Annotated in this window: 15 protein-coding genes; 11 read left to right on the top strand and 4 right to left on the bottom strand. The window is 61.7% G+C overall.

Features of this window, described 5'->3' with window-relative positions:
* Position 1: 1 nt before the first annotated feature.
* Positions 2 to 652, top strand: coding sequence for a lysoplasmalogenase (locus VR74_RS09375; RefSeq protein ID WP_299950023.1), 651 nt, complete (start codon positions 2 to 4; stop codon positions 650 to 652).
* Here VR74_RS09375 and VR74_RS09370 read toward each other — a convergent pair.
* Entirely contained in the window at positions 649 to 1485 is an 837-nt protein-coding gene (locus VR74_RS09370; RefSeq protein WP_045696150.1) for a TauD/TfdA family dioxygenase, read from the bottom strand. The two genes, VR74_RS09375 and VR74_RS09370, sit on opposite strands and share 4 nt — an antisense overlap.
* A 134-nt stretch (positions 1486 to 1619) precedes the next feature.
* Here VR74_RS09370 and VR74_RS09365 point away from each other — a divergent pair, with 134 nt between their 5' ends.
* Both VR74_RS09365 and serA read left to right on the top strand, forming a co-directional pair.
* Positions 1620 to 2783, top strand: coding sequence for a phosphoserine transaminase (locus VR74_RS09365; protein WP_045696149.1), 1164 nt, complete (start codon positions 1620 to 1622; stop codon positions 2781 to 2783).
* A 108-nt stretch (positions 2784 to 2891) separates the two neighbouring features.
* Entirely contained in the window at positions 2892 to 4493 is a 1602-nt protein-coding gene (gene serA / locus VR74_RS09360; protein WP_045696147.1) for a phosphoglycerate dehydrogenase, read from the top strand.
* 43 nt (positions 4494 to 4536) lie between these two features.
* Here the strand turns inward: serA and VR74_RS09355 are convergent, their stop codons facing one another.
* Positions 4537 to 4752 carry a hypothetical protein gene (locus VR74_RS09355; RefSeq protein WP_045696146.1) on the bottom strand — a complete coding sequence of 72 codons (216 nt, stop codon included), beginning with the start codon at positions 4750 to 4752 and terminating at the stop codon, positions 4537 to 4539.
* On the opposite strand from VR74_RS09355, the gene VR74_RS09350 reads away from it, so the two are divergent.
* The 6 genes from VR74_RS09350 to VR74_RS20780 all read left to right on the top strand — a co-directional run bounded on the left by VR74_RS09350 (position 4751) and on the right by VR74_RS20780 (position 12557).
* Positions 4751 to 5329, top strand: coding sequence for an acyloxyacyl hydrolase (locus VR74_RS09350; protein ID WP_045696144.1), 579 nt, complete (start codon positions 4751 to 4753; stop codon positions 5327 to 5329). The two genes, VR74_RS09355 and VR74_RS09350, sit on opposite strands and share 2 nt — an antisense overlap.
* An 87-nt stretch (positions 5330 to 5416) precedes the next feature.
* A complete protein-coding gene (locus tag VR74_RS09345) occupies positions 5417 to 6886 on the top strand; it encodes an NAD(P)/FAD-dependent oxidoreductase (RefSeq protein ID WP_045696143.1) in 1470 nt (489 codons plus the stop codon).
* A gap of 101 nt (positions 6887 to 6987) precedes the next feature.
* Positions 6988 to 8280, top strand: a complete 1293-nt coding sequence (locus tag VR74_RS09340) for an adenylosuccinate synthase (protein WP_045696141.1) — start codon at positions 6988 to 6990, stop codon at positions 8278 to 8280.
* Between the two features lie 76 nt (positions 8281 to 8356).
* Positions 8357 to 8893, top strand: coding sequence for a hypothetical protein (locus VR74_RS09335; protein WP_045696140.1), 537 nt, complete (start codon positions 8357 to 8359; stop codon positions 8891 to 8893).
* A gap of 89 nt (positions 8894 to 8982) precedes the next feature.
* On the top strand, positions 8983 to 9219 hold the full coding sequence (locus VR74_RS09330; RefSeq protein WP_045696138.1) for a DUF465 domain-containing protein: 237 nt from the start codon (positions 8983 to 8985) through the stop codon (positions 9217 to 9219).
* Between the two features lie 131 nt (positions 9220 to 9350).
* The gene (locus tag VR74_RS20780; protein ID WP_299950019.1) at positions 9351 to 12557 is read left to right on the top strand and encodes an ATP-binding protein; all 3207 of its coding nucleotides are present in this window, start codon (positions 9351 to 9353) and stop codon (positions 12555 to 12557) included.
* Between the two features lie 18 nt (positions 12558 to 12575).
* On the opposite strand, the gene VR74_RS09320 is transcribed toward VR74_RS20780, so the two are convergent.
* Positions 12576 to 12830, bottom strand: coding sequence for a hypothetical protein (locus VR74_RS09320; RefSeq protein WP_045696137.1), 255 nt, complete (start codon positions 12828 to 12830; stop codon positions 12576 to 12578).
* Between the two features lie 122 nt (positions 12831 to 12952).
* Positions 12953 to 14209: a crotonyl-CoA carboxylase/reductase gene (gene ccrA, locus VR74_RS09315; protein WP_045696135.1), complete on the bottom strand. Its 1257-nt coding sequence runs from the start codon at positions 14207 to 14209 to the stop codon at positions 12953 to 12955.
* Between the two features lie 179 nt (positions 14210 to 14388).
* Here ccrA and VR74_RS09310 point away from each other — a divergent pair, with 179 nt between their 5' ends.
* Both VR74_RS09310 and VR74_RS09305 read left to right on the top strand, forming a co-directional pair.
* On the top strand, positions 14389 to 15282 hold the full coding sequence (locus VR74_RS09310) for an aminotransferase class IV (protein ID WP_299950016.1): 894 nt from the start codon (positions 14389 to 14391) through the stop codon (positions 15280 to 15282).
* Positions 15283 to 15321: 39 nt separating this feature from the next.
* Positions 15322 to 15849, top strand: a 528-nt coding sequence (locus VR74_RS09305) for an IS110 family transposase (RefSeq protein WP_045694826.1), incomplete at its 3' end; no start/stop codon positions are given.

The raw sequence follows: 15849 nt of genomic DNA, 5'->3' as shown, positions 1-15849 counted from the left end.
CATGACCGGGGGGGACATCACACTTCTGGGCGCCTTGGCGCTGGGCCTGCTTTACGGCGTGGCCTTCTGCTATCGCGGCAAGGGGATGATCGGCCTGGCCGTGAAAACCGGGTCGACGGCCCTGCTGGCCGTCTGGGCCTACATAGCCGGTGGCCCTGTCCTGCTGGTAGCCGCCCTGGCGCTCAGCTCCGCCGGGGATGCCTTCCTGGCGCTGGAAGGCGAGCGCTGGCTTAAGCCCGGCATGGCAGCTTTCTTCATGGCGCATGTTGCCTATGTGGCGCTGTTCTGGGGGCTGGCAGCGGAAGAGCGCACGCTCCTCGTCCTGGCGGCGCAGGTGATCCTCGTGTTTGGCGGGGTATTCTTCGTGCGCTGGCTGTCGCCGTATCTGGGGGACATGCGGGTGCCGGTCTTTGCCTATGCAGCCGTTATTCTCGTGATGGGCGCAGCTGCCCTGCGGCTCGATACGGCCTACTGGCTGGTGACGCTCGGAGCGGTCATGTTCATTGCGTCCGACACGATCCTGTCACTGCAGCTGTTCCGCAAGCCGGCGGAACAGCCTGCAGGAATTGCATCCTCGCTTGCGGTCTGGTTCCTCTATTTCGGCGGGCAGGCCCTGATTGCGTGGGGCCTGGTTTATGGGCAGGCGGCCTAGCGCGGCCTGTCGCCGTCCACCGTGGCGCGGCGCATGTGGCGGCGGTGGCCGTGATAGTCGTTGAGGGCATAGTGCCAGACGCAGCGATTATCCCACATCGTCACATCGCCGGCCTGCCAGCGGACGCGGCAGGTATTGCGCTCTTCCTTTGACACATCGAACAGGTAGTTCAGCAGAGGACGGCTTTCCCTGCGGCTCCAGCCGGCAAAGCGCAGCGTGAAGGCGGGATTGACAAAGAGGCCCTTGCGGCCGGTTTCCGGATGGGTGCGGATGACGGGATGCTCGTATTCCGGCGCGTCCGGGGCAGCGGTCGCGTCCATCGACTGGCGCACGGCGGCGGAATAGCCGTCTGCGCCGTATTCCTTGCTGGCGGTATGCACGGCGGTCATGCCTGCGAGGGTTTTCTGCAGGCCGGGGGAGAGGCGGTCATAGGCGGCCTGCTGGTCGGCGAACAGCGTGTCGCCGCCATAGGGCGGCACTTCGAGCGCATGCAGGATGGAGCCGAGGGCCGGTTCCTCCAGAAAGCTCATATCGGAATGCCAGCCGCCTCCGAAATTGGTCTTTTCGTCCTTCTCCTTGATGATCTCGAGCAGTTCCGGATGGCCCTCCATGCCCTTCACATAGGGATGAATGTTCAGCGTGCCGAAGCGGTGGGCGAAGGCCTTGTGCTGGTCCGGCGTCAGGCCGTTCTGGCCGCGCAGGACGATGACCTTGTGGTCAAGGAAGGCCTGGTGGATGGCGTCGAATTCCGAATTCGACAGGTCCCTTGTCAGGTCCACGCCGTGGATTTCTGCGCCGAGTGTGCCGGTGAGGGGCTGGATGGTCATGCTCATGGCGCAAGTGAACCATTCGCGCGAGGGCAGTGCAAGAATGTCATTTGCACGGCCACGCGAAATATGAGACAGACGCGGCGGGCCACATGCCCCCAACGGCATGCAGCCTATCTGTGAGGATAGGAGTAAAACAGATGACCAATGTCGCCAAACCGGGCGTGCTGCCAGCATGCCCGCATTTTTCTTCCGGCCCGACTGCAAAGCGTCCCGGATTTTCCCTTCAAAAACTCGAAACCGCTGCTCTTGGCCGCTCGCACCGTTCCGGCGATGCGAAGAAGAAGCTGAAGGCCGCTATCGACCGCTCCAAGGCGATCCTCGGCATTCCCGACGATTACCGCGTTGCCATCGTGCCTGCGTCCGATACCGGCGCGGTCGAGATGTGCATGTGGTCCATGCTAGGCGCAAAACCCGTCGATGTCTTCGCCTGGGAAAGCTTCGGTCAGGACTGGGTCACGGACGCGACCAAGCAATTGAAGCTGGCTGACTGCAAGACCTATGGCGCCGACTATGGCGCGCTGCCCGACTTCACGCAGGCCCGCGACGACGCCGACATTATTTTCACCTGGAACGGTACGACATCCGGCGTGCGCGTTGCCAATGCCGACTGGATCAAGCCGAACCCCGACCGCGTTGTGATCTGCGATGCGACCTCTGCCGCCTTCGCGCAGGACATTGAGTGGGAAAAGCTCGATGTGGTCACCTATAGCTGGCAGAAATGCCTTGGCGGGGAAGCGGCCCATGGCATGCTGATCCTGTCGCCGAACGCTGTGAAGCGTCTCGAAACTTACACGCCGGACCGGGCGCTGCCGAAACTCTTCCGCATGACCAAGGGCGGCAAGCTGGACGAGGCCCTGTTCGAGGGCGCGACGATCAACACGCCGTCGATGCTGTGCGTTGAAGACTATCTCCAGGCGCTCGACTGGTGCGAAAGCCTGGGCGGCTGGAAGGGGCTTCAGAAGCGTTCTGATGAGAGCCTCGGCATCCTGACTGACTGGGTCGGCAAGACCGACTGGGTCGATTTCCTGTGTGCGGACGCATCCGTTCGCTCGAACACGGGCGTGACGTTCAAGATCGTCGATCCGCGCGTTGCGGGCATGGACGAGGATGGCCAGCGCGATTTCGTCAAGCGCATGATGAAGCGCCTCGAAAAGGAAAACGCCTGCTTCGACGCGGCCGGCTATGCCAAGGCCCCTCCGGGACTGCGCATCTGGTGCGGCGGATCGGTGGAACCATCGAACGTGGCCGCCCTGACGCCGTGGCTCGACTGGGCCTTCGCTGAAGAAGCCGCGGGCCTCTAGCGCCTGTCATCCCGGAACCGCCTGCGGCGGTATCCGGGACCGTCTCCCCAAAATGCACAAGATCCCTGATCGCCTGCGGCGTCCGGGATGACACAACCCTCAAGGAATATGCAAATGCCCAAAGTCCTTATCGGAGACAAACTCTCCCCCGCCGCCGTGGAGATTTTCCACGCCCGCGGCATCGAAACCGTGACCAAGGTCGGTCTGAGCGCGGAAGACCTGATCAAGGAAATCCCTGGCTATGACGGCCTTGTCGTCCGTTCGGCCTGCAAGCCGAACGCCGATGTGATCGCTGCCGCCGACAACCTCAAAGTCATCGGCCGGGCTGGTATCGGCGTTGACAATATCGACATCAAGGCGGCGACCGCCAAGGGCGTCGTGGTGATGAACACGCCTTTCGGCAACGCGATCACCACGGCGGAGCATGCCATTGCGATGATGTTCGCAGCGGCCCGTCAGATCCCCGCCGCCAATGCCGAAACGCAGGCCGGCAAATGGCCGAAATCCGGCTATATGGGTATCGAGGTCAGCTACAAGACGCTCGGCCTGATCGGCTGCGGCAATATCGGCAGCCGGGTCGCGGAACGCGCCATCGGCCTGAAGATGAAAGTCGTGGCTTACGATCCGTTCCTCACCGAGGAGCGGGCCATTGAGCTTGGCGTCGAGAAGGTGGAACTGGACGCGCTGTTGCAGCGTGCAGATGTCATCACGCTGCATGTGCCGCTGACCGACCAGACCCGTAACGTGCTGTCGCGTGAGAACCTTGCGAAGACTAAAAAGGGCCTGATCCTGGTCAACTGCGCGCGCGGCGGACTGGTCGACGAGGAGGCTGTCGCCGAGATGCTGGAAAGCGGGCACCTGGCCGGAGCAGCCTTCGACGTGTTCGCGGTCGAGCCTGCCAAGGAAAACGTGCTGTTTGGCAAGCCGAACTTCGTTGCCACGCCGCACCTTGGCGCCGCGACAAATGAAGCCCAGGAAAATGTGGCGCTTCAGGTGGCTGAACAGATGTCGGATTACCTCCTCTCTGGCGCCGTGACCAACGCCCTCAACATGCCGTCGATCACGGCGGAAGAAGCCCCGCGCATCAAGCCGTTTGCAGGCCTTGCCGAAAAGCTCGGCTCGTTTGCCGGCCAGATCTCGGACTTCGGCTATGATGAAGTCGTCATCGAGTATGAAGGCGAGGTGGCAGATCTCAACCGCAAGCCGCTGACGGCGGCATTGCTGGCCGGCCTGCTGCGCGCCTCGCGCGGCGATGTGAACATGGTGTCGGCCCCGGCGATCCTCGCTGATAGCGGCGTGAAGCTGACCGAGACCAAGACCGAGGCGAGCCCGGTCTATGACAGCCTGATCCGCGTCAAGGTGAAGACCAAGGCGACCAAGAATGCGCCGGAAGGCGGCTGGCGGACGCTAGCGGGCACGATCATTGCCGGCCAGCCGCGTATCGTGGAAGTGAAGGGCATGGCGCTGGAAGGCGATTTCTCGCCAGTCACACTTTACGTCAACAATCTCGACAAGCCGGGCTTTATCGGCGCGCTGGGCCAGATGCTGGGCGAAGCAAAGGTGAATATCGCGACCTTCCATCTTGGCCGTACATCTGCAGGCGGCGAGGCGATTGCGCTGATCGGGATCGATTCGGTTCCTGCTGATGCGCTGATGGACAAGCTCGGGACGCTGCCGCAGGTGCGTTACGCCAAGGTGCTGACCTTCTAGGGCGTCTCGGGCTGAATAAAGCGAATGCCGTCAGGACGGGCTGTCAGTGAAACGGCCCGTCCTCCACTGGAGGTAGCGAGACGCAGACGCTTGCCGTGGCGAGGATCGCTTCGACCTTGAAACGGCTGAACAGTTCGGCAAGCGTGTCGCAGAAACCACCCTGCGCCGGGTTCGTGGCGGGGCGTGAAGGAACCGTCTTGACGGCAACGGGTTTAAGCCCTTGGTCACTCTGGACACGCCTAATTGGGGAATCGCTCATGTATCGCACTGGTCTTAGTCTTCTCGCCGTCTTTGCAATGGCGGGAACAGCCTTCGCCGACATTCTGGACGAGGCTCGCATCGGGGTCATGCAGCACAATGTGTGCGTGACCGACTGTAACAATGCCGACAAGGAAGACGGCCCGAATATCAGCGCCGAACTGGTGTTCAGTTCGCCGGACTTCCTGTCGGTCGTCCTCGCGCCGCGGCCCTATGTGATGGGTAGTCTCAATACTTCGGGCAATACGAGCTATGGCGCGGCAGGACTGATCTGGAATTTCAGCCTGACCGAGCGGCTGTCTTTCGAGCCGGGCGTGGGATACGCGCTGCATGACGGCGCTCTCCACAGCCCGTTTCCCCAGGGCGATCCGCAAGGCGACGCGTTCACGTCCAATCATGTCCTGCTCGGCTCGAAAGACCTGTTCCGGACCTCGCTGGCCCTCAATTATGCGATCAGTGACAGGTGGGGCGCGCAGGCGCTGTATGAACACCTGAGCCACGGTCAGATACTCGGCAATGGGCGCAACCAGGGGCTCGACAATGTGGGCTTGCGGGTGACTTACGCGCTGGGGAACTAGGCGGCAGGGTGCATTGGCGTTGCGACACCCCTTGCACTGAGACCGGTTCCTGACACTCTCTCCTGAAAATACAATCAGGAGGAAGTTATGCCAGACAAGCATGTTGTAGTGATCGGCGCGGGCCTTGGCGGCCTGACGGCTGCGATCAAGCTGCAGGAAGCCGGATACGATTTCACACTGCTGGAACAAGGCGACCGTGTCGGCGGCACATGGGCGGCGAACACGTATCCTGGGTGTGCCTGCGACGTTCAGGTGGCGCTCTACCAGCTCTCCTTCGCCCAATCCATGGTCTGGACACGGCTCTATCCGTTGCAGGCCGAGATCCAGGCCTATGCCGAGGAAATCACCGATCGCTTCCAGTTGCGCCCCAATCTCCACCTGAATGAAGGTGCCGCCAGCGCGGTCTGGAGTGACGCAGACAAGACGTGGACGGTGACCACGACCAAGGGGCGCGTGATTGAAGCGGATGCGGTGATTGGCGCCCTCGGCCAGCTCAACCGTCCATTCTGGCCCGAAATTCCCGGCCTCGACACGTTCAAGGGGCCGAAAATGCATTCGGCTGCCTGGGATCATTCTGTTGATTTCAAAGGCAAGCGCGTGGGTGTCATAGGCTCGGCGGCCAGCGCCGTTCAACTGATCCCGCAGGTTGCGCTCGAAGCGTCCAATGTTGGCGTATTCCAGCGCTCGGCCAACTGGATGATCCCGCGCAATGACCGGGAAATCACGCCGGAAGAAATGGCGCTGATGTTCACGATACCGGAAAAGGCCGCCGAATTCGCAGCAATCAACCGCAAGATCATCTACGAGAATGCCGACTATTTCTTCTGGCAGGCCTTCCAGTGGACACCCGAAGGGCGGGCCTTCTTCACGCGCCAGGCGACCGACCACCTCAACGCACAGGTCCCCGATCCTGAGCTGCGCAAGAAGCTGACGCCGGACTATCCGGTTGGCTGCCGACGCATTCTTATCGCGGATGATTTCTATCCGACGCTGATGCGCGACAATGTCGACCTGATTACCGACCCGATCGCGGAAATCGTGCCTGAGGGCATTCGCACCGGGGATGGCGAACTGCATGAGTATGACATCCTCGTCTTCGCGACCGGGTTCGAGACAACCGGCTGGCACTGGTCGGTCGACGTTGTGGGGCAGGGGGGCGTTTCGATTGAAGAGGCGTGGTCTGATGGACCCGAAGCCTATCTCGGCATCACGGTTGCGGGTTTTCCGAACTTCTTTGTGCTCTACGGCCCCAACACCAATCTCGGGCACAATTCGATCACCTTCATGCTCGAACGCCAGGTCGAATACACGATGGAGGCCCTGCACAAGCTGGAAGAGGCAGGCGCGGCGGCCATGGCCCCCAACAGGGCCGTCCAGGACAGGTTCAACAAGGACCTGCAGGACCGTCTCGGCAAGACAGTCTGGGCCGATCCGGCCTGCAACAGCTGGTACAAGACCGAAGGCGGCCGGATTACCCAGAACTGGGCCGATCACACCCGTGCCTATGCCGATGCCGTGGCCGCGGTCGATCTCAAGGACTTCGATCTCGTCAAGTAGGTCTGAAAGTCTGCAAAACACGCGCGAAAGCAGCGTCTGGCCCCTTGCTTTTCGGGCCAGACTCCTGCCCTTGTCGCGGCGGCTGAACACGGGAGCAGAGCATGTCAGGTGTCGTCGTCGTAGGTGCCCAATGGGGCGATGAAGGAAAAGGCAAGATTGTCGACTGGCTGTCGAGCCGGGCCGATGTCGTCGTGCGTTTCCAGGGCGGGCACAATGCCGGCCATACGCTGGTCATCGACGGCAAGGTGTTCAAGCTGGCGCTTCTGCCCTCGGGCCTTGTCCGCGGCGGCAAGCTGTCGGTCATCGGCAATGGCGTGGTGGTTGACCCCTGGCACATGCTGACGGAAATCGACGGCATCCGGGCGCAGGGTGTCGAGGTGACGCCCGAGAACCTGATCCTGGCAGACAATGCGTCGCTGATCCTGCCCTGGCACAAGGACATTGATGCGGCCCGCGAAGGGGCGCTTGGCGCGGCGCAGATTGGCACGACCAAGCGAGGCATCGGCCCGGCCTATGAAGACCGCGTCGGGCGCCGGGCGATCCGCGTGGCGGATCTGGCTGATCCGGCCGCCCTCGACATGAAAATCGAACGCCTGCTCGCGCATCACCGTCCGCTTCGGATCGGCCTCGACCTGCCTGAGCCAGACGGCGTGCAACTGAAGGCGGATCTTCTGAAGATCGCGCCGCAGATCCTCGCCTATGCGCAGCCCGTGTGGAAACTGCTCGACGAACAGGTCCGGCGTGGCCGCCGCATCCTCTTCGAAGGGGCCCAGGGGGTCATGCTCGACGTGGATCATGGCACCTATCCCTTTGTCACCTCGTCGAATGTGGTTGCCGGGAACGCTTCCGCCGGTTCGGGTGTCGGCCCCGGGGCAATCTCCTATGTGCTGGGCCTTGCGAAGGCCTATACGACCCGCGTCGGCGCCGGGCCGTTTCCGACCGAACTCCATGATGAAATCGGCGAACGCCTGGGCCGGATTGGCCGCGAAGTCGGCGTCAATACCGGCCGGGCGCGCCGTTGCGGCTGGTTTGACAGTGTCATGGTGCGCCAGGCCTGCGCCACGAGCGGCGTAACGGGGCTGGCACTGACCAAGCTGGACGTGCTGGATGGTTTCGACGAGATCAAGGTCTGCGTTGCCTATCGCCTGAATGGCAAGGAAATCGACTATTACCCGGCCGGGCTGACCGATCAGGCAGCGGTGGAGCCGGTGTATGAAACCATTCCCGGATGGCAGGGATCGACGGCCGGTGCGCGCAGCTGGGCAGATCTTCCGGCTGAAGCGGTCAAATATGTCCGCCGGCTCGAAGAGCTGGTCGGGAAACCCTGCGCCCTGGTCTCGACATCGCCTGAGCGGGAAGACGTGATCCTGATGCGGGACCCGTTCGAAGCCTGATCCAGCGAAAGTCCCTTGTTGCAACGGACAGTCCCGGCAGGTTAGCTGGCGGCAGCGAAACCTTGCGAGGCCTGTCATGATGCGGTTCAGAATTGTCGTTGCAGCCATGGCCTGTGCGCTTGTGGCGGCCTGCGCCTTCGGGTCGTACGAGGCCCTGATCCCGGCTGACGCGGTTGTACTGCCGCTCGGCACGGCGTCGGTCGCAGAGACCTACAATCAGAGCGCCGACGACCCGGCGCGCTGGGACAGGGTGACGGAGAATGACGTTCCCGAGGCATACGCCATTCGCCAGGAAGGGTACGGCTACTGGCTGGATGAGGAATTATGGCTGGTCTTCGCGCGGCTGGACGGTTCGACGGATGAATACCTGATGCAGGTTGCGCTCCCCGACGAAGCGATCGAGGGCGGCTATGTGTACAGCTATGGCGTTGGAAAACTGGCCGGCGACAAGTTGTTTGTGAAATTCCCCGATTGCGACGACCTGTCGATCGATTCGATGAATGAACTCGGCCTCGACGCTGAATGCGCGATCACAGCATATGCTGACCTCAAGCAGGTGATTGCGGAGACGAAGGATGCTGTCGGCTATTCGACCTATTACCAGTTGCGCTGATCAGCGCATACGCAGACTCCCTTAGTGACTTGAGGCAACCAAATTGGCCTGATGGGCGTTAGTCATGATGCCTCAGGAGCACCCACGCCATGTCAAACACACCCCATGAACTTGCCGAAGAATTTCCGGAATCAGCCGCCAGGATCCATGAACTCAAAGTATCGAACCCGCATTTTGCGCGTCTGGCGGACGAGTATCATGATGTGAACCGGCACATTCACCGGCACGAGTCAGGCATTCAGCCGGCCAGCGAGACCCATGAGACCGAGCTGCGCAAGCGCCGGATCCTGCTCAAGGATGAAATCTACGCCATGCTGAAATCCTGAACAGGAGACAAGGCTTCCCGGCGATCATTCTTCGGTGGAAAATGTACACTCCGCCGCACCGCTCGCGTAAGAGATCTTAAATTCTATAGTGAATAGGGTCTTTCAGGAATTGCCCTGAAAGACCCTAGCGCATGACGCATACTGCACCTCATTCCGGCGTTCCGGTCGGGCCGCACGGCCGTGCCGGGGTGGCTGACCTGGTGCGTCGGCCAGGAATCGCCCATATCCTGCTGACACTTGCCGCCTGTTTGATCATTACGGGCGCAGCACAGCTGACGCGCGGTACCGGTGACATCGCGGCCATTTGGCCTGTCAATGCGACCCTCCTGGCCGTGATGCTGAAGTGGCCGCGTGCGCAATGGCCGTCGCTGTTTGGCTGCCTGTTCCTCGGCAGCCTGCTGGCCAATTTGATCATGGGTGATCCGTGGCTGCGCTGCGTCATCCTCAGCGCCGCAAATTGCGTTGAAGTTCTCATTGTTGCGTTGATGCTCTGCCGGAAATCCAGACCCGACATTATTCGCAAGTCCGGCATCATGAAGCTGTTTGCCGCTACGCTGGTTGCTTGCAGCGTGTCGACACCGATCGCGCTTGCCGGGCTCGCGGTAACAGGCGCGGCCTTGGCAGGGCAGGCGCCCCTGCTCTGGTTCTTCAGCCACATGCTTGGCCTGCTTCTTTTTGCACCGCTTCTCTGGGCGCTCATGGCGAAGCGTGAGTCTTCAGGTGTGAAAGCTGGCTGGAAGTCTTTCCTGGAAGCCTTGCTGGTGGTCGTCGTGACGACGGGCGTTTTCGCGCAGTCGATCTATCCGCTGCTTTTCCTGGTGCCGCCGGTGCTTGTGCCGCTGACGTTCCGTCACGGCGCGCGCGGGGCAGCGGTCGCACTGCTGGCAGTGACCGTGATCTCGATTGGGTTCACTTATGCCGGCAGGGGGCCGACCGTGCTGGCAGATGGGGGATTTGTCCTTCACATGCTTGTGCTTCAGGCCTTCCTGGCAGCAAACTTCTACGTGGCGCTCTCGCTCGGCGCGTCCGTAGCGGAGCGTCGCCGCCTGACCCTGCGTGCGCGGTATGCAAACCGAAGGTTCCTGAAACGCATGGCCCGTGAAAAGGAATTTCTGGCGCAGGCGGAGTTGGCTGAAGCCATTTCACAGGTTGGCCACTGGACATTGCGTTCGGACATCGGCGCCGTCTTCTGGTCACCTGAAGTGTACCGCATTCATGGCGTGACACCCGAAACCTTTAACCCGACACTGGGCGATGCGCTGGACTTCTACTGCGAGGATGATCGCGAACGGGTCTCAAACCTGATCAAGGAACGTCTGGAAACCGGCGAGGACTGGGATACTGAGGCCACAATCATCCGCCGGTCTGATGGCAGCCGGCGGCGCGTCAGGTCGATTGCCAAGTGCAACCTCGGACCATCGGGCAAGGTTGAGAACATCTTTGGCGTGTTCAAGGACATCACTCAGGAGCACGAACTCTACGAAGCGCTCGCGACGCAGGAAGAACAATATCGGCTGCTTGCGGAGCATTCGACGGATATTGTGCTCAAGTTCGGCGCCGACGGGATCATCAGCTATGCGTCGCCGTCTGCGTCCATCATCACGCCGCCGGAAAAGGCGGTTGGCATGCGGCCAGTCGATTTTGTCGTTCCGGAAGACCGGGAGTTCGCGATCGCCGTGACGCGCGCGCTTTTTACGGGCGAAGACATTGACCCTTCCGTGGCCCGCGAATACCGGGTGCGTCTCAAGGACGGGTCCGTCATCTGGCTTGAAGGACGCCCGCAGGTCATTCGTGATAAACTGGGCAAGCCGGTTGAAGTCGTCTCGTCCTATCGGGATGTCAGCGAGCGGCATGAACGGGAAAAGGCCCTCGCAGAGGCGCGGCTGCTGGCCGAGGCGGCGGCTGTGGCAAGGTCGGAATTCCTGTCGAACATGAGCCATGAAATCCGTACACCGCTGAACGGTGTCATGGGTTTTGCTGACATGCTGAAGACAACACCCCTGTCGGATGATCAGGCCGCCTATGTCCAGCGGATCGTGTCGGCGAGCCGCTCTCTGCTGGGGATCGTCAACGACGTGCTTGATTTTTCCAAGATCGATGCGGGACGCATGGATGTTGAAATGCGCCCGTTTGACCTGCGTGCGGTGATCGACGAGGTTGTGAGCCTTGTCTCGGCGGCGCGGCCCAATCCGCGTGTGCGGATTTCCTATCAGGTGGCGGAGGATGTGGCGGCGCTAGTGGTCGGCGATGAAACGCGTGTCCGTCAGATACTGACGAATATTGTCGGCAATGCAGCGAAATTCACCGAAGCCGGTCACGTCCGGCTGGATGCAAGACTGAAGTCAGGACGGCTGTGCGTGATCGTGGCTGATACCGGCCCGGGCATTCCGGCTGACAAGCTGGACCATGTCTTTACCGGGTTTTCGCAGGCCGACAGCTCGATCACACGCCGTTTCGGGGGGACGGGTCTGGGCCTGTCGATCAGCCGCTCACTGGCCAAACTCATGGACGGCGATCTCAAACTGATCAGCGCGCCAGGCGAGGGAACGAACGCAATACTGACGTTGCCCTACTTCCCGGAACGCCGCTCGGAAACAGCCGATGCATCCGGCATGGTACCGGACCGCAGGGTGCCCGCCGGATCACGGATCATGGTTGTCGATGATGTGGAAATGAACCGGGCACTGGTCGAGGCCGGACTGGCGGCGTCGGGACATCATGTGACGAGCTTTGCCTCGGCGGCCGGCGCCATTCAGGCGCTGGTTGAAGGCGCGATGTTTGACGTCATACTGATGGACATCCAGATGCCCGATATGGACGGGATGACCGCGACACGGTGTATCCGCCAAATGACAGGCGCGGCGAGCCGTATTCCGATTGTCGCGCTGACAGCCAATGCGATGGCCAGCCAGGCAGAAGAATGCCGGGCGGCCGGCATGGATGCGCATTTCCCGAAGCCGATTGACATGAAAGCATTGAATGACCTGATCGCGCAGTTGCTGCACGAGAAGGGCCAAGAGGATGCCCTCCGGTCGGCCAAGGCAGACGCGGCCATCGCGCGGCTGAAAGACGAGTGCCGCCAGGACATCATGGACCTGCCGGGCAAGCTGGGCGCGCTGTTGCGGATAGCGGACCCGGACATGCGGGCAAAGGCGATTGCTGCGCTCGCCCACTCCGTTGCGGGCACGGCCGGCAATTTCGGCTTCAGCGCTGTCTCGGATGCCGCCTTCCGGCTCGAGGCGGTGACCAAGGAGATCATTGCCGGCGCGCCGGTGAAGGCTTCACTGGAAGAGGCCGTGGGTTACTTCATCCGCATAGCCGAACAGCAGGCTGCCTGAGGCCTGTGTCCGCAGGCTTCATGAATCTGGATCGCCAGGGTCCTCGTCGGTGTCCCGGTCGGCCCGGGTATAGCTGGCCGCCTCCGGGTTGCTGCCGAGGATGATTTTGTCGCTGCCCTTGAAATGATCGACGGTTATGTCGCGTTCCGGCGCATGCGGGCCCTTGCCGGGCAGCATCTGGGTCCGCCGGTGCCGGGCCGCTGTTTCGATCTGATCGGCTTCGGCAGGCGACGTGTGAGGGCGTGCTTCTCGGTCGAGTGTCTTGCGCGGCATATCCGGTTCTCCTTTTGCCGGATCAACGGATGCTGCGATAGATCGTTCCCGGGAGGCGGGACCGGGATGTGCGGCGCGGGGGAGGGTGGACGCCGCCACCCGCGCCTGGATTGCCTAGCCGTTCAGACCTGGCCCGTTACTTCCAGCACATCTTCGACCGTGCGCAGGCCGGGTTTGGGGCTGGTGACGAGGACGGCCATGTTGCCGGGCAGGTGCTTGTTGTCGAGCATCTTGTCGTGGGCCGCCGGGATCTGGTCCCAGGGGAAGACTTCCGACATGCCGGGATCAATCCGCCGGTTGATGACCAGCTGGTTGGCCGCACTTGCCTGCTTGAGGTGGGCAAAGTGGCTACCCTGCACGCGCTTCTGGCGCATCCAGAGGAAGCGGGCATCCATGGTGAGGTTGAAGCCGGACGTGCCGGCGCAGATGACGACCATGCCGCCGCGCTTCACCACGAAGACTGAGACGGGGAAGGTGCTCTCGCCGGGATGTTCGAACACGATGTCGACATCCTGCTTGTTGGTGAATTCCCAGATGGCTTTGCCGAACTTGCGCGACTCTTTCATATAGTCGCTGAATTCCGGCCCGTTCACTGTGGGCAGCTGGCCCCAGCAATTGAAATCCTTCCGGTTGAGCACACCCTTGGCGCCGAGGCCGAGCACGTGGTCTTTCTTGTCGTCGGAACTGACCACGCCGATCGCATTGGCGCCTGTCACCGCGCAGAGCTGCACCCCGAAGCTGCCGAGGCCGCCCGAGGCGCCCCAGACGAGCACATTGTCGGCCGGTTTCACGATGTGCGGACGGTGGCCGAACAGCATGCGATAGGCTGTCGCCAGCGTCAGCATGTAGCAGGCGCTTTCTTCCCATGTGAGGTGCTTCGGGCGCGGCATGCACTGGCGCGCCTGCACGCGACAGAACTGGGCGAAGGACCCGTCCGGCGTCTCATAGCCCCAGATGCGCTGGGAGGGGGAGAACATCGGGTCGCCGCCATTGCACTCCTCGTCGTCGCCATCATCCTGGTTGCAGTGGATAACGACTTCATCGCCGGGCTTTACGCGGGTGACCTTGCGGCCGACAGCCCAGACGATGCCCGCAGCGTCGGAGCCGGCAATGTGATAGTCCTGCTTGTGGATGTCGAAGGGCGAAATCGGCTCGCCCAGACCGGCCCAGATGCCATTATAGTTGACGCCTGCAGCCATCACGAGGACGAGCACTTCGTCGGAGTCGATGTCCGGCACGGGAACCTGTTCGAGCTGCATTGCGGTCGACGGACGACCGTGGCGCTCGCGGCGGATGGCCCACGCATGCATGAATTTCGGCACATGGAATTCCGGAGGAATCTCGCCCAGCGCGTAAATGTCTTTCTGTTCTCTGCCCATAATTGAAATACCAATCCTCCAAAATCAGGTCAGGGGGCTGTATGCGCACAATTATTGCGTGTCTTCACAAAGCCCCCGGGTCGCGGCACCTTGGCGTCACGTTCGCGAGGATGCAAGGCATTTGTTGCGGCGCACAATAACGCAACCGTAACAGCGTGACAAAAATGACAATATGCACCATGGCCTACCTCAACGGCGCCTTCTGTTCTGCAGCGGATGCTAGGATATCTCCCTTTGACCGGGGCTTCCTGTTTGCCCATGCCGCCTATGAGGTGACGGCCGTTTATGGCGGTCACCTGGTGGATTTCGGGGGTCATATCGCGCGGCTCGGCCGCACACTGGCCGGGATTGGCATCCCAAACCCCCTGTCGGGCGACGGGTGGGGCAAGGTCCACCGCGACCTGATCGCGTTCAACGACCTGGGCGAAGGCCTGATTTACCTGCAGGTGACGGCCGGGTCCTACGGCCTGCGCGATTTTGCCGGGCCGGAGGAGTTTGAGCCAACCGTGTTCCTCTATGCCGATGCACGGCCGCTGATCGGCACTGCGGCGCGCGACGGGGTCAAGGTCATCTTCCTGGAGGATACGCGCTGGAAGCGGCGCGACATGAAGACGACGCAGCTGTTGTCGCAGGCGCTGGCCTATCGCGCGGCCCGGGAGGCGGGGGCCGATACGGCCTTCATGGTGGAGGACGGCCGGGTGACGGAAGCGGCCTCGGCCAATGCCTGGATCGTCGATGATGCGGGGCATCTGGTGACGCGCGACCTGTCGCCTTCCATCCTGCCGGGGATCACGCGGGCGGGTGTGCTCGACCTGCTGGAGGGATCGGGCATTCGTCTCGTGGAGCGTGCCTTCACACCGGATGAGGCCCAGCAGGCGAAGGAGGCGTTCACGACGTCGGCGGGGGCGATGATCGCGCCGGTTGTTGCGATTGACGGCAAGCCGGTGGCCGATGGTCGGCCGGGGCCGGTGACGCGGCAGATCCAGAGGCTGTATTATCAGGCGATGGGGGCAGACGTGGCCGCTGTTGATGCTGTGGACGGCGTGCCCCACCCAGCTCTGCTGAGCTGGTAATGTGAAGGTATCCACACCGCCAACATTAGGAGCACGCCTATGACGAAGATTATCACAGTTATTGGATTGGATTTGGCCAAGTCCGTTTTTCAAGTTCACGGCATTGATGCTGAGGGCGCAGTTGTTGTCCGTCGCAAGCTGAGCCGGTCGAGAGTTCTCGCCTATTTCAGCAAGCTGGAGCCATGTCTGGTCGGCATGGAAGCGTGTGCGACAGCGCACCACTGGGGTCGAGAGATCAGAGCGCTCGGACATGAGGTTAAGCTAATGCCGCCCCAGTTCGTGAAGCCTTACCTGAAGAGCCAGAAAAATGACATGCGCGATGCCGAAGCGATTTGCGAAGCGGTCACGCGACCGACGATGCGGTTCGTGCCTATCAAGACACCCGATCAGCAAGCCCTTCTTGCTCTACACGGGGTGCGAGATCATTGGGTGCGATTGTCGACCAGGCTGATCAACACATTGCGTGGCTATCTGGCTGAGTTTGGGATCGTAGCCTCCAAGGGTCGGATGGGCGTTGAAGCCATCCTCGACACACTGGCAGATGATCAGGATGATCGCATCCCTGAC

Source organism: Hyphomonas sp. BRH_c22, from assembly GCF_000961795.1.
Classification (GTDB): Bacteria; Pseudomonadota; Alphaproteobacteria; order Caulobacterales; family Hyphomonadaceae; genus Hyphomonas.
Note: the sequence above shows the minus strand (reverse complement) of the source record. Positions and strands in the feature narration are given on the sequence as shown.

Excerpts from the sequence above, each read along its gene's own strand:
- VR74_RS09340 (WP_045696141.1), top strand. The coding sequence starts at position 6,988 with ATGTCAGGTGTCGTCGTCGTAGGTGCCCAATGGGGCGATGAAGGAAAA.
- VR74_RS09370 (WP_045696150.1), bottom strand. The coding sequence starts at position 1,485 with ATGAGCATGACCATCCAGCCCCTCACCGGCACACTCGGCGCAGAAATC.
- serA (WP_045696147.1), top strand. The coding sequence starts at position 2,892 with ATGCAAATGCCCAAAGTCCTTATCGGAGACAAACTCTCCCCCGCCGCC.
- VR74_RS09375 (WP_299950023.1), top strand. The coding sequence starts at position 2 with ATGACCGGGGGGGACATCACACTTCTGGGCGCCTTGGCGCTGGGCCTG.
- VR74_RS09320 (WP_045696137.1), bottom strand. The coding sequence starts at position 12,830 with ATGCCGCGCAAGACACTCGACCGAGAAGCACGCCCTCACACGTCGCCT.
- VR74_RS09365 (WP_045696149.1), top strand. The coding sequence starts at position 1,620 with ATGACCAATGTCGCCAAACCGGGCGTGCTGCCAGCATGCCCGCATTTT.
- VR74_RS09335 (WP_045696140.1), top strand. The coding sequence starts at position 8,357 with ATGATGCGGTTCAGAATTGTCGTTGCAGCCATGGCCTGTGCGCTTGTG.
- VR74_RS09330 (WP_045696138.1), top strand. The coding sequence starts at position 8,983 with ATGTCAAACACACCCCATGAACTTGCCGAAGAATTTCCGGAATCAGCC.
- VR74_RS09350 (WP_045696144.1), top strand. The coding sequence starts at position 4,751 with ATGTATCGCACTGGTCTTAGTCTTCTCGCCGTCTTTGCAATGGCGGGA.
- VR74_RS20780 (WP_299950019.1), top strand. The coding sequence starts at position 9,351 with ATGACGCATACTGCACCTCATTCCGGCGTTCCGGTCGGGCCGCACGGC.
- VR74_RS09310 (WP_299950016.1), top strand. The coding sequence starts at position 14,389 with ATGGCCTACCTCAACGGCGCCTTCTGTTCTGCAGCGGATGCTAGGATA.
- VR74_RS09355 (WP_045696146.1), bottom strand. The coding sequence starts at position 4,752 with ATGAGCGATTCCCCAATTAGGCGTGTCCAGAGTGACCAAGGGCTTAAA.
- ccrA (WP_045696135.1), bottom strand. The coding sequence starts at position 14,209 with ATGGGCAGAGAACAGAAAGACATTTACGCGCTGGGCGAGATTCCTCCG.
- VR74_RS09345 (WP_045696143.1), top strand. The coding sequence starts at position 5,417 with ATGCCAGACAAGCATGTTGTAGTGATCGGCGCGGGCCTTGGCGGCCTG.